We start from the raw sequence: 12,618 nt of genomic DNA, 5'->3' as shown, positions 1-12,618 counted from the left end.
CTCCTCGAAAGATGTTTCCCAGATCTGCTCAGCCGCTCGGGTTGCCGACCGTTTCGCCCTCAATCTGAAACGATCCACCGATGGCTGCGGCGCCGCGTCTTGAGCTTGCACGTACGCCTGACAGGCAAAACCCTAACGCGGCGTTGGGGGAATGTAAAACCGGAAAAGTAGTGAGCTGTCCTCACTCAGGCCGGGCTCATATGACTGCCGATTTTTGGAAATCCGCCAAGGACTTGCCAAGGACGTCGCGGTCGAGGTCGCGGGTGATGAAGACAAGGCGCGATCGCCGATCCTCGCTCGGCCATGCCGGCAGCACGACGGCCGGATGAAACAGATGCTGCACGCCATGAACGGCGACAGGTTTGTCTTCACCGGCAACGTTCAGGATTCCTTTCACCCGCAGCAGATTGGCGCCCTGCGTCGTCGTGAGCATTTCGATCCAGGCGACGAAGCGATCCCAATCCAGCGGTGCGTCATGCGTGAGGCAAAAGGCGCGGATGTGATCGTCATGGCGATTGACGTCATGCGCGTGATGATGATCGCCGGTACGATGGTGGTCATGACCGCCATGCGTATCATCATGATCCGGTGCGTTGTAAGCCTCTTCACGCAGCCAGCGCTGCACATCAAGGCTCTTTGTTTCAGGATCATAGAGGCCGGCATTGAATAAATGCCTGGCGTCGACCTGACCCTGGACGATGCGATAAATCGGTGCCGCCGGATTGAGATCGCGCAGGCGCTGTTCGAGCTTTTGCAGCGTAATCTCATCCATTAAATCGGTCTTGGTCAGCAAGAGGCGATCGGCCACGGCAGCCTGCTTCACCGGTTCCGGCTGGCGGTCCATCTGCGCCATGGCATTGACCGCATCTACCGTAGTGACGACGCCGTCCAGGCGATAGAAGGCGGAAAGCAAAGGGTCGCCGATCAGGGTATGCAGGATGGGCGCGGGATCGGCAAGGCCGGTGGTCTCGATCACCAGCCGGCGGAAGGGGGGAATTTCGCCGCGATCGCGCTGCTTATAAAGTCGCCGCAAAGTATCGATGAGATCGCCGCGCACGGTGCAGCACAAGCAGCCGGAAGAAAGCAGGATCGTATCTTCGCTGGCCGCCTCGACCAGCTCATGATCCAGGCCGATCTCGCCGAATTCATTAATGACGACGGCGGTATCGGCCATCCAATCCTGGGTCAGGAGATGGCGGAGCAAGGTCGTCTTGCCGGAGCCGAGGAAGCCGGTGATCACCGAAACCGGAAGCTTATCCAGCGTTTTCTCCTTCACCGGAGCCTCGGACGTTTGCGCTGCGCTGTCGTTCATATCGCCTCCACCCGCTTCAAGCCGTGCAGTGCGAACAGCGCCAGCGAGAACAGAATGATCGCGCCACCCTGATGAACCGTCGCCAGTGACACCGGCACTACCAGCATCAAGGTCGAGATGCCGAGGCCGATCTGCAGGATGACGCCGAGGATGAGATAATAGGCGCGGAATTGCAGCCGGTCCGGCAGACCGCCGCGACAGACGCGGATGACAAAAGCAAAGAGCGTTAGGGCAACGATCATTGCCATCAGCCGGTGCATGAATTGCGCGGTTCCCGGATTTTCGAAGAAATTGATCCACCAGGGTGATTGGAAGAACAGATCATCGGCGATGAAATGTTCGCCCATCATCGGGAAGTTATTGTAGATCAACCCGCCATGCAGGCCGGCGACGAAGCCGCCGAGGCCGATTTCCAGGACGATGAAGGCCAGCATGATCCAGCCATGCCGGCGCAGGCTCCTCGCCGGTGCTTGCCGCGCTGCCAAGGGTGACGGCTGCAGCAGATCCAGCGCCGACCAGAGAATGTAGCCATAGATCAGCAGCGCCAACAGCAGATGCGCGACCAGCCGGTACTGGCTCACACTGGTGCGATCCTCGAAACCGCTGGCGACCATGACCCAGCCCATCAGGCCTTGCAGGCCGCCCAGCACGAACATGGTGATGAGCTTGCCGCGCCAGGCTTTGCGGATCCAGCCCTTCACCAGGAACCACAGGAAGGGCGCCAGGAAGACGAAGCCGATCAGCCGCGCCCAGACCCGGTGGATATACTCCCACCAGAAAATGCCCTGGAACCCGGCCAGGGTCATGTCCGCATTGATGTCCTTGTACTGCATCGTCTGCTTGTAGAGGTCGAAAGCGTGGGTCCACTGCGCCTCGTTCAGCGGCGGAATGAAACCGATGATCGGCTTCCACTCCATGATCGACAGGCCGGAGCCGGTCAACCGGGTCACCGCGCCGATCAGGAACTGGCCCAAAATCATGAAGCAGATCACCAGCAGCCAGACGCCGACCGCCCGATCGCCCGGAAGGCTGGCGGGCAGTGGCTGGGCATTGCCGGCACGGTTGGCGGAAACGGTCTGGGTCAGGCTCACAATTAACCTCGGCACGGGCCACCAGCGGTACAATCGGCGCAAAGATAGCGCCATGACCCGTAAAGGCCAGTAGAAAAGCGGATAATGGACGGGACTGACTGACGCAGCCGTCTGATAGGATTTACTTAACTTACGGCTGGCGGCGATATTTTTCCGGGAGCAAACTTGCGACTGGCACTCGCCTCAGTCGTGATCCGCCATTTGCCGGCTCCGCCAGAATGACGGCACAGCCGGCGGCGAAATCGGTCAGCATTTCCCGGCAAATGCCGCAGGGCGAAACAACCTTGCAATCACGGTGTTGCTCGCGCGGCCGGGGATGGCGGAGCGAAACGATGGCGTCGATCGCGGTTTCCCCGGCGGTCAGCGCCTGTCCCAAGGCGACGGCCTCGGCACAGACGGAGGCCCGGCCGACATAGGTGTCGAGATGCAGCCCGGTATAGATGCGCCCGGAGGCACCGCGTACTGCCGCCGCGATATGATGCCGGTTTTCGGTATAGCGCGCCATGATCAGCTGACGGGCGGCTTCGATCAGGGCCTCATCGGCCTCGGTCAGTGCCTCTCCATCGAGCGCCGGCTGCGTCTCGCCAGATCGGCCTTTCAGCAATTCCTGCATCATTTCCTCATCTTGACGGGCAGGCATCCTGCGGCCCCCGATCCCAAGGGTCAAGACCAGTCATGGAAAATGAAGAAGGCAGCACTGCAGATCAGGGCAAAGCCCACCAGATGATTCCAGCGGATCGCTTCGCCCAGATACAGCCAGGAGAAGATGCTGAATACCAGCAATGTGACAATCTCCTGGATGGTCTTGAGTTGTGCTGCCGAATAGTAGCTGCTGCCAAAGCGGTTGGCGGGCACCGCCAGGCAATATTCGAAGAACGCGATGCTCCAACTGACGACGATGACCAGAAAAAGTGGGGCGCTTTTGAATTTCAAATGACCGTACCAGGCGAAGGTCATGAAGATGTTCGACAGCAGCAACATGCCGATCGGCAGCAACGCAGCTTGCATATTTTCCTCGGTAATATGTTTCGAATTTACGGATGGGCTTGTTTCAGAAATAGGTGTGCACCGCGCCCGTGACGCTCCAATTGTCATCAACCAGGGGAATGACGCGCCATTTGTCGAAAGTCGTGCAAGGGTGGGAAATGCCGCAGCAGATCAGGTCACCAACCTGCAGATCGGCGGGTTCCGGCAGATGCAGATAGGCGTGCTGATCGTTCATCTGTTTGATCTGCCATTGCCGGTCCAGAGGTGTCGTCTCGGTCGAGCCCGTACGGCCACGCAAAACCGGGATCGGCAATCCGGCATCGTGGGAAGCATCGCGCTTGCCCATGGTCAGGAGCGCCAAGCCGGGTTCCGGGCGCGACTGCACGCAGCTCCAGATGAAAAGGCCTGGCTGCAACGATCCCAGTTGCTGCGCCAGATCACGTGGCAGGCGTCGCGCCAGTTCCGGAAAGCCATCGTCATAGAGACCGGAATCATGGGTCAGATAGCAGCCGCTGCGAATGACGATGCGGGTCGGTCCGGGATCGCGCATCTCCTTCAGCCGGTGCGCGACGATATCGAAGAAGGATGAGCCGCCGGCGCTGATGATGGCTTCGGCCTCATGCGCAAAGGCTTGACGCTCGCGACAGAGCATGAAGGCTTCGGCCATCAAATCCAGGAAGGCGGTAACCCGGGCCTCGGTTTCAGCCTGACTGGCGCCGTGGATCATGCCTTCAAATCCGGCCACGCCACGCAGCTTGATCTCCTTGACCTTGGCGATGGCATGAAGAACGGTGACGGCATCGGCGATGCTGCGGCAACCGGTACGGCCGCCTTTGACACCCATTTCGAGCAGGACATTCAGAGATAAATCGTGATAGCCACGCAACGCTTCCGCCAGTAACCCGACACCGCTGGCGGAATCGACATAGCAATAGAAATCCAGGTCCGGCGTGGACCGCAGCAAGCTGAGTATCTGGGCAATATTCGCCGCGCCGACCAATTGGTTGGCCATCAGGATGCGCCTGATTCCCGCTTCCGCACAGACGATCGCTTGCTGGGCGGTGGCGACCGTAATACCCCAGCAGCCATCGTTTAACTGCTGGGCAAAAAGCTGCGGCGCCATGGTGGTTTTACCGTGCGGCGCGAGCGAGACGCCTGTTGCCGCGAGAAAGCGCTGCATCCAATTGCTGTTGTGCCGCAGCGCTGTTTGTTTGAGGACCGCGACGGGAAAGGGCAGGTCGCCGGCCAGAACATTCCAGGCGGTTTCAGCCAGCTTCGACGCTTCTGCCGCTCCGGGAACGCCTTTGCTGCGCCAATCCAATTTCATGGCGCCAAGTTCGCGCAGTTGCTCACCGATGATCTCGGCATTGGCGGCTTGGGATCGCTTTCCTGCTTGTATCACGCCTTCATCTCCGTATCGGTATGGTATTCTTCAGTCAAGCGGGTGATAACCCGCTCTGCAACGCTTTGAACCCGGGACAACCAGGCAAAAATCGTTTCGACATTATCGGCCGTTGCCGAAATATGGCGAGCCAGATCCGCAAGGCTGCTGGCGCCGATCCCTTGGGCATCCGTTGCCAGACTCTCCAAGGCATGTTGGCAGGCATCGTAGTCGCCAAGGTCGATCGCCGTGTGAAGGCGGCGTAAGTCATGCTGGATGTCGCCGGCCCAAGTGTTCACCATATGACGAAAATCAGCGTTGCGAGGCCGATCTGACAATGCTGCAAATTCGCTCGTGTCGGTGGTGACGAGTCGGGGGGCTGGCGACTGCTGCGTCCATTCGGGCAGCCGGGCGCCGGCCCCTCCGTTGTTCGCGCCATTTGCCGTGCTGAGATGCCGTGAAATCGTCTCCAGCAATTTAACCGCGCGGACGGGCTTTTCCAGATAGTCACTGAAGCCGGCGGCCATGAAGCGCTCGCGGCTTCCCGTCATGGTATCTGCCGTCAGCGCGATAATGGGCGTCTGCGCCCGGTTGTCATCGCGTTCGCGAATCCATTGCATGGCGGTGACGCCATCGACTTCCGGCATTTGTACATCCATCACGATGATATCGAAATGATCGCGTGCGACCGCGGCCAAAGCTGCCCTGCCGTTCTCGACTGTGGTGACCCGGTGGCCGGCGCGACTCAGCATTTCCGTGACCAAGGCCCGGTTCACGGCATTATCTTCAACCACCAGCACATGACATGGTTCAAAGCTTTTGGCGCCGTTGAACGCCGAGGAGGTACCGGCCTCCGTAGAGGCAGTGCTTTCGATGCAAGGCAAGATCACCTGGAAAGTGCTGCCGATGCCGAGCTCGCTGGTAACTGTAATCAGGCCGCCCATCAATTCGATGAGTTGCTTGGAGATGGTGAGGCCGAGACCGGTACCGCCGAAGCGTCGGGTGATGGAATCGTCGGCTTGCCGGAAGCGCTCGAACAAATGCTCGATTTGTGACGAGGCGATGCCGATGCCGGTATCGGCGACATCGATGACGAGATTATGGCTCGGAACGCACGCTGTTTCCGCGGCAAGTTCGTCACCTTGCCGTTCAAGGCATTTCAGGCGAATGACTACATCGCCGGCCTGGGTGAATTTGACCGCATTGCCGACCAGATTCATGAGGATCTGCCGAAGCCGCGTCGGATCGCTGCGGATATGCCGGGGTACATTGCCGTCGATCTCGGCGGAAAGGCTGATGCCTTTGCTGGCCGCTCTGGCAGAGAAAAGAGCCACGATTCCTTCCACCAGAGCCGGGAGGTCGCAATCGATGATATCGAGCGTCAAGCACCCCGCTTCCAGCTTCGAGACGTCAAGTATGTCGTTGATGATGATCAAAAGCTCTTCCGCGGAGGCAAGGGCGGTATTGCCATAGCGCCGCTGATCAGATTCCAGTGGCGTGTCGAGCAACAGGCTGAGCATGCCGATGACACCGTTCAGCGGCGTTCGAACCTCATGACTGACGGTCGCAAGAAAAGCCGACTTCGCCTCATTTGCCGCTTCCGCTTCCCGGCGCTGCAAATTGAGATCACGGGCCAGCCGGGTCAGGGAGGCCGTCTGATGTTCCAGCTCCTCGCGCGCGTTGATCAGATCGGTCAGATCCGTATGCGTGCCGACCAGACGCATGACGTGTCCATTTTCGTCACGGCGCACCGATAGTCGACATAGGATATGCGCGATATGCCCCTGCTTATGGCGGAATCGCATCATGCAATCGCTATGGGTTGCCTGACCGCGATCAATCTCCGCAAATAGGGCAGATGCCGTCTGCCGATCTTCCGGGAGGATCAGACGTTCCCAGGTCTCCAGCTGGTTGGGGAGTTCCTTGTCCTCATATCCCAACTGCTCCTTCCATCTGGGTGACAGCCATAAGTGGCGTGTCGCACGGTGGAAATCGAACAATCCGTCATTGCTGCCATGTACCGCCAGGGATAGAAACTCCTCGCGATCGCGCAAGGTTTCTTCCGCCACGTCTTTCTGTCGCGCCAATCCGCCGAGTAATTGATTCGTGACGTTTAGGGAAAGGATCAGAAGTTGGATGACGAGGATAGCCGTTTCCGGTCCGCCATAGCGAAACGGCCCGATTCCCCATCGTGCGACCACGATGCTTTCGATGGCGAGCAACAAGGTGATGGCGCTGGACAAGCGCAGATCCAGCCGAATTGACGCCCAGGCCACCAGCGGGAAACACAGGAAGGCGACCGCATCCGTTTGATTCAAGTGCTGGAGGATTTCGAGCCGTTGTAGGCCGAGAACAATGATCGACAGCAACCCAAAAATGATGCCGGCTTCGATCAGTGCCGCGGAGTCCAGCGACGGCTTGGCCGGCCGTTCCAGCCAGACGAGAGTTGCCGCGCTCAACATCAACACGCCGCCGGCATTGCCGAGCCAGAAGGTTTCCATGGCAGGCCAAAATTGCGGCCAGGGAATCGAACCGGTCGTCGCAAAAAGCAGGATGGTAAAAAGACTGTTGAGCAAGGGGCCAACCGAAGCCCCCAACAGCATCAAGGCCACCACGTCGCGAAATCTCGGCAGAGCGGAATCGAAAGCGGCGAAACGGCGCAGCAAATAGGCAGAGAGCATCGGTTCGATTGTCGCGCTGAGAGCTGCTCCCAGACTGGCGCCGAGCGGTGTCGGAAATGGTGGCCACAATAATTGCGCGGTGAGGAAGGCGGCGAATATGGCGACCCCGGCGCGGTTGCCGAAACGCAAGGTCATGGCCAGGGCGACGCCGCTTGCCGGCCAGACCGGCGAAATACTGTCTGGCAAGGCCATCATCACGCCGATCTTCGTGGCGATCAGATAGCTGACATAAGTCATTAGGTAGGGCGCCCAGTAAGAAGGCGTCCAGCCAAATTTTCGCGCAGATATGGGGGGCATGGCGCGGTCTTGCCGGGCATTTATCCCCGCTGGACCGTCAGCTGTCCCCCTCACGTGCCGAAGGATATGGCGAAACCAATGAGTAACCGACATGGCCGCCACAATACACGGCGCACCTGACGGGGATAAGGCCGGAATCTGGGAGCGGATGTCGATCCGGCAGGCGGTATCGAGACCGCAGGAAGTGGCAGTCAATAAGAACCCATGGGGAGGATCGGGGTCTCCCCATGGGTTAGGGATGATGCAGTTGTCAGGGAGAAATCGACGACCGCAGGACCGTTATATTGAAAATGAGAATGATTTGCAAGTCGGTTTTGCTGCGCCGCTATAGCAAGCTGCCGCAAGGCTGACGGGTCAATTCCGGTGGATGGAGCGAGGCGGGGATGCCGACCCTTTGATGCGCCGGTGACATGCCAAATTTCCATGGCGGTACGAGGGTAACTCATGCCGGTGCGGTGGTGACGTTTTCCGTTAACGCATGTTACCCTGTTTGCATGAAAGACCTGGGTAACATGAAAGACCACGATTCCACCGACCTGCTGGTGCAGGAAATTTCGCTCGCCGCGCTGCCGCGCGATCCGATCGCTTGGGTGCAGGCCTTCGCCGATTTGCCGGGGCTTGTCTTTCTGGACAGCGCACGCCCGGGCGGCGCCCTCGGACGTTATTCGTTCCTCGCTGCCGATCCGATCCATATGATCGAGGCGAAGGGCAATCAGGTGCGCCTCGACGGCGCGGTGGTGCGGGCCGAGGATCCGTTCCAGGCGATACAGCGAATACTTCGCCGTTATCCTGTCTCACCACGGCCGGACCTGCCGCCGTTCCAGACCGGTCTCGCCGGATTTTTCGGCTACGATCTGCGGCACCATCTTGAGCAGGTCCCGCCCCATGCAGTCGACGACCAGCCCTTTCCTGATCTGATGCTCGGCCTCTATGACGTCGTTCTTGCTTTCGACCACGAGGTGCAGCGCTGTTTCATCATGTCGAGCGGCCATCCGGCAGAAGGTGCGGCGCGTCGGCAGCGGGCCCAGGCACGCCTGGATGCCGCGATCGCACGTTTGCGTGCCACCCAGCAGCCGCGCCGTCCGAGCTTTTGGTCGATCGAACCGCAGCCCGACCTGGGGCGAGAAAGGGTGGAGGCGATGGTGCGCCGGAGCATCGACTATATCGAGGCCGGCGATATCTATCAGGCCAATGTCACGCACCGTTTTCGCGCCGCTTTGCCGGTGGGTTTCGATCGCCTGGCGCTTTATGATGCCTTGCGGCGGCGGAATCCCGCGACTTTTGCCGCTTATCTCGATTTCGGCGACACGGCCATCCTGTCTTCCTCGCCGGAACGCTTTTTGAAATTACGCGACGGCAAGGTGGAGACGCGGCCGATCAAGGGAACGCGGCCACGCGGCCGGACTCCCGCCGAGGATGCGGCGGAGGCAGCAGCGCTTCTGGCCAGCGAGAAGGATCATGCCGAGAATCTGATGATCGTCGATCTGCTGCGGAATGATCTCAGCCGGGTTTGTGAAATCGGTTCGGTAAAAGTCCCCGTGCTTTGCGGCCTGGAGAGCTACGCCACGGTGCATCATTTGGTGTCGGTCGTCACCGGCACGATGCTTCCGGCGCATGATGCCGTCGATCTGCTGCGCGCGACCTTCCCGGGCGGTTCCATCACCGGCGCGCCGAAAATCCGCGCGATGGAGATCATTGCCGAACTGGAGCCGAACCGTCGCGGTCCCTATTGCGGGTCGATCGGCTATCTCGGGGCTGACGGTTCCATGGATACCAGCATCGTCATCCGCACCTATTGCATCCTGGAGAATGAGCTGAGTTTCCAGGTAGGTGGTGGCATCGTCGCGGATTCCGATCCGGCTGCGGAATACCGGGAAACCCTGGACAAGGCACGAGCCCTGATCGAGACACTGCGCGATGGTGATCACGGTGATGATCTGGCGCGCCGGCGCAATAATGGCACGGCTGCTTAAGCGATGACCGCACCGGTAGGCGAGGCCATGGAGCGGCAAGATCTGGTCTGGTTGGACGGCATCCTGCTGGATCGCCCCGCCGCGCGTATCGATCCCGCCGATCGCGGATTGCTGCTCGGCGATGGCCTGTTCGAGACGGTGCTGGTGCGTATGGGACAGGCGGAGCATCTGGAACTACATCTCCAGCGCCTCGCCCGGAGCGCCGACCTGCTGGGCATTCCTTTACCGCTCGATGCGCCCGGCATCGCCGTTGCGGTCGATGACCTGCTCGCGGCCTTGGGGTTGCGGCAGGATCTGGCAGCGTTGCGCATCACCTTGACGCGCGGGATAGGGCGCCGCGGCTTGTTGCCGCCGGACGAGCCGCAATCGCATTTGCTGATGACGGCGGTCCCCTATCATCCGCCCGCCCAGACCGCCTTGGCCGCCTCTATTGTCGATATCAGGCGCAATGAAGGATCGCCATTGTCGCGACTGAAAAGCCTCAACTACCTGGACAATGTGCTGGCCCTGCAGCAAGCGGTGGCGAGAGGAGTCGACGAAGGTTTGATGTGCAACAATGCAGGGGCCATCTGCTGCGCCAGCCGGGCGAATTTCTTTATCATCCGCGGGCGCCGGCTGCAAACGCCGCCGCTTAGCGACGGTGTTCTCGATGGCATTCAGCGGCATCTCGTTCTGCAACACGCCGCTGCCGCGGGATATGAGGTCTTCGAAAAGACGCTGCTGCCCTCCGACCTGCCGGGGATCGATGAAGCCTTCGTCACCAATAGCCTGATGGGTCTGATGCCGCTCTCACAAATCGACGATCTGGCATTGCCGGAATCGACGAGGGCTCAGGAATTGCGCGTCCTGCTGGAAAATATCGTCATCGACTGAACCGCCGGCCGTTATTCTTCCAACGCCATCTGCGCCTCGAGCCAGGCTTCTTCCGCTTCAGCCAGCCGACGCTGCACATCGGCATGTTTCTTCTGCCATTCGGCGACACGCTCGGCCGGCTCGCTGTAGAAGTTGGGATCGGCCAGCTTGTCCTCGATCAGCTTCAGCGCCTGGGTGTATTTCTCGACGGCGATGCCAGATTGCTCTGCGGTCTTCTTAAGCTGCGATCTTCCACTGCGATCGCCAGCGGCCTGTCGCCGCTGTTCCTTGCGGTTGGAATCCGCCGGTGTCGAACCGCGCGCGGCGGATTGGTTGGCGCTTTCCAGCAATTTCCGGTAATCGTCGAGATCACCCTCGAACGGCCGGCAGGTTCCATCTTTCACCAGCCAGAGCCGGTCGATGGTCAGCTCGATCAAGGTCGGATCGTGGCTGATCAACACGACCGCGCCGGCAAAGTCGTTGATGGCCTGCACCAGAGCGCGCCGGGAATCGATATCCAGGTGGTTGGTCGGTTCGTCCAGCAGCAGGATATTCGGCGCGCTATGGCTCATCAGCGCGAGCAGCAGCCGGGCTTTTTCGCCGCCGGACAGATGGGCGATCTTGGTCTCTACCTTTTCGACGCCGAAATCGAAACGACCGAGATGCGCACGGCATTGCTGGGCGGTGAGATTTGGCGCCAGCCGCTCCATCGTCTGCAGCGGTGTCGCCTGCAAGTCGAGTTCCTCGGCCTGATGCTGGGCGAAATAGCCGACCCGCAATTTCGATGACCGGCGCATCTCGCCGCTCATGGCGGCGAGACGTCCAGCCAGCAGCTTGACGAAGGTCGATTTGCCATTGCCGTTCGAGCCCAGGAGGGCGATGCGGTCATCCGGATCCAGCCGCAGATCGAGGCGCTTCAAGATCGGCTTGTCCGGCTCGTAGCCGACATCGACCTTGTCGAGCGTGATCAGCGGCGGCGGCAATTCGGCCGGCACCGGGAAATCGAATTCGATGCCGCGCTCTTCCACCGTCGCGGTGATTGGCGGCAATTTGGCCAGCGCCTTCAGCCGCGACTGCGCCTGGCGCGCCTTGCTGGCCTTGTAGCGGAAGCGGTCGACGAAAGCCTGCATATGCTTGCGCTGCGCTTCCTGCTTGGCGGCCGTGGCCGATTGCAGCGCCAGCTTTTCGGCTCGGGTTCGTTCGAAGGTATCGTAATTGCCGCCATAGAGCGTGAGCTTCTGGTCATGCAGATGGACGATGCGATCGACCGCCTTGTTCAGCAGGTCGCGGTCATGACTGACGATTAGGATCGTGTGGGGATAGCGCCGCAGATAATCTTCCAGCCAAAGCGTCGCTTCGAGATCGAGATGGTTGGTCGGCTCGTCGAGCAGCAGGAGATCCGGCGCCGAGAACAGCACCGCCGCCAAGGCTACGCGCATCCGCCAACCGCCGGAAAAATCGGCGCAGGGCCGGGCCTGGGCCTCGGCATCGAAGCCGAGGCCATGCAGGATCTCGGCCGCACGGGCCGGCGCGGCATGGGCGCCGATATCGCTCAGCCGTTGATGGATGTCGGCGATCCGCGAGGGATCGCTGCAATGCTCCGCCTCGGTCAGGAGGGCCGCCCGCTCGGTATCGGCAGCCAGGACCGTGTCCAGCAAGCTCTCCGGACCGCTCGGGGCCTCCTGGGACAGCATGCCGATGCGGCTGTTGCCGGCCATGCGAATCTCGCCCGAATCCGCCTGCAATTGCCCGGAAATCAGCTTCAGCAGCGTCGACTTGCCAGTGCCGTTGCGGCCTACCAGCCCGGCTCGCTGACCGGCGGAAAGGCTGAGTGAGGCGCCGCTCAGAATGGAGCGGCCGGCAATGCGATATGTCAGGTCCGAAATGGTCAGCATTGAAGGAAGGCTCTCGGCACTCGCTGGCTATATGCTCAGGCCTCTACGCCCCAAACTGGGAGCGGCCGAAGAGCTGGTAACAGTGGTTAACGTGCGATTGTTGCATTGCAATGGCAGCATTGCGGCTCGGGACCGAACTCTATATAAGC

9 protein-coding genes are annotated in these 12,618 nt (G+C 60.4%); 2 read left to right on the top strand and 7 right to left on the bottom strand.

Translation table 11 applies throughout. The annotated features are described in order from the left end of the window. Positions 1 to 196: 196 nt before the first annotated feature. From SMD27_RS00695 to SMD27_RS00670, 6 genes are all read right to left on the bottom strand, one after another. Positions 197 to 1,312 (bottom strand): CobW family GTP-binding protein, encoded by a 1,116-nt coding sequence (locus SMD27_RS00695; protein ID WP_320506417.1) that lies wholly within the window; start codon positions 1,310 to 1,312, stop codon positions 197 to 199. Next, the gene (locus SMD27_RS00690; RefSeq protein ID WP_320506416.1) at positions 1,309 to 2,403 is read right to left on the bottom strand and encodes a COX15/CtaA family protein; all 1,095 of its coding nucleotides are present in this window, start codon (positions 2,401 to 2,403) and stop codon (positions 1,309 to 1,311) included. The genes SMD27_RS00695 and SMD27_RS00690 overlap by 4 nt, the downstream gene beginning before the upstream one ends. A 130-nt stretch (positions 2,404 to 2,533) precedes the next feature. Further along, the gene (locus SMD27_RS00685; RefSeq protein ID WP_320506415.1) at positions 2,534 to 3,043 is read right to left on the bottom strand and encodes a cytidine deaminase; all 510 of its coding nucleotides are present in this window, start codon (positions 3,041 to 3,043) and stop codon (positions 2,534 to 2,536) included. A 23-nt stretch (positions 3,044 to 3,066) separates the two neighbouring features. After that, positions 3,067 to 3,411 (bottom strand): DMT family protein, encoded by a 345-nt coding sequence (locus tag SMD27_RS00680; protein ID WP_320506414.1) that lies wholly within the window; start codon positions 3,409 to 3,411, stop codon positions 3,067 to 3,069. Between the two features lie 43 nt (positions 3,412 to 3,454). Then, the gene (locus SMD27_RS00675) at positions 3,455 to 4,792 is read right to left on the bottom strand and encodes an amino acid deaminase (protein ID WP_320506413.1); all 1,338 of its coding nucleotides are present in this window, start codon (positions 4,790 to 4,792) and stop codon (positions 3,455 to 3,457) included. After that, entirely contained in the window at positions 4,789 to 7,689 is a 2,901-nt protein-coding gene (locus tag SMD27_RS00670) for an ATP-binding protein (RefSeq protein ID WP_320506412.1), read from the bottom strand. The genes SMD27_RS00675 and SMD27_RS00670 overlap by 4 nt, the downstream gene beginning before the upstream one ends. A 572-nt stretch (positions 7,690 to 8,261) precedes the next feature. Between SMD27_RS00670 and pabB the strand changes: the two genes are divergently transcribed. Both pabB and SMD27_RS00660 read left to right on the top strand, forming a co-directional pair. Beyond that, positions 8,262 to 9,722 (top strand): aminodeoxychorismate synthase component I, encoded by a 1,461-nt coding sequence (gene pabB / locus SMD27_RS00665; RefSeq protein WP_320506411.1) that lies wholly within the window; start codon positions 8,262 to 8,264, stop codon positions 9,720 to 9,722. Between the two features lie 3 nt (positions 9,723 to 9,725). Continuing rightward, the gene (locus tag SMD27_RS00660; protein ID WP_320506410.1) at positions 9,726 to 10,595 is read left to right on the top strand and encodes an aminotransferase class IV; all 870 of its coding nucleotides are present in this window, start codon (positions 9,726 to 9,728) and stop codon (positions 10,593 to 10,595) included. Between the two features lie 11 nt (positions 10,596 to 10,606). Here the strand turns inward: SMD27_RS00660 and SMD27_RS00655 are convergent, their stop codons facing one another. Further along, the gene (locus SMD27_RS00655; protein WP_320506409.1) at positions 10,607 to 12,469 is read right to left on the bottom strand and encodes an ABC-F family ATP-binding cassette domain-containing protein; all 1,863 of its coding nucleotides are present in this window, start codon (positions 12,467 to 12,469) and stop codon (positions 10,607 to 10,609) included. Between the last annotated feature and the right edge of the window lie 149 nt (positions 12,470 to 12,618).

The sequence above is a fragment of the Dongia soli genome (genome assembly GCF_034044715.1).
Taxonomy (GTDB): Bacteria; Pseudomonadota; Alphaproteobacteria; order Dongiales; family Dongiaceae; genus Dongia_B; species Dongia_B soli.
The sequence above is the reverse complement of the archived record's forward strand: the minus strand, read 5'-3'. Positions and strand labels throughout refer to the sequence as shown.

Coding starts and splice junctions, on each gene's coding strand:
- pabB (WP_320506411.1), top strand. CDS start 8,262: ATGAAAGACCACGATTCCACCGACCTGCTGGTGCAGGAAATTTCGCTC.
- SMD27_RS00680 (WP_320506414.1), bottom strand. CDS start 3,411: ATGCAAGCTGCGTTGCTGCCGATCGGCATGTTGCTGCTGTCGAACATC.
- SMD27_RS00685 (WP_320506415.1), bottom strand. CDS start 3,043: ATGCCTGCCCGTCAAGATGAGGAAATGATGCAGGAATTGCTGAAAGGC.
- SMD27_RS00660 (WP_320506410.1), top strand. CDS start 9,726: ATGACCGCACCGGTAGGCGAGGCCATGGAGCGGCAAGATCTGGTCTGG.
- SMD27_RS00655 (WP_320506409.1), bottom strand. CDS start 12,469: ATGCTGACCATTTCGGACCTGACATATCGCATTGCCGGCCGCTCCATT.
- SMD27_RS00695 (WP_320506417.1), bottom strand. CDS start 1,312: ATGAACGACAGCGCAGCGCAAACGTCCGAGGCTCCGGTGAAGGAGAAA.
- SMD27_RS00670 (WP_320506412.1), bottom strand. CDS start 7,689: ATGACTTATGTCAGCTATCTGATCGCCACGAAGATCGGCGTGATGATG.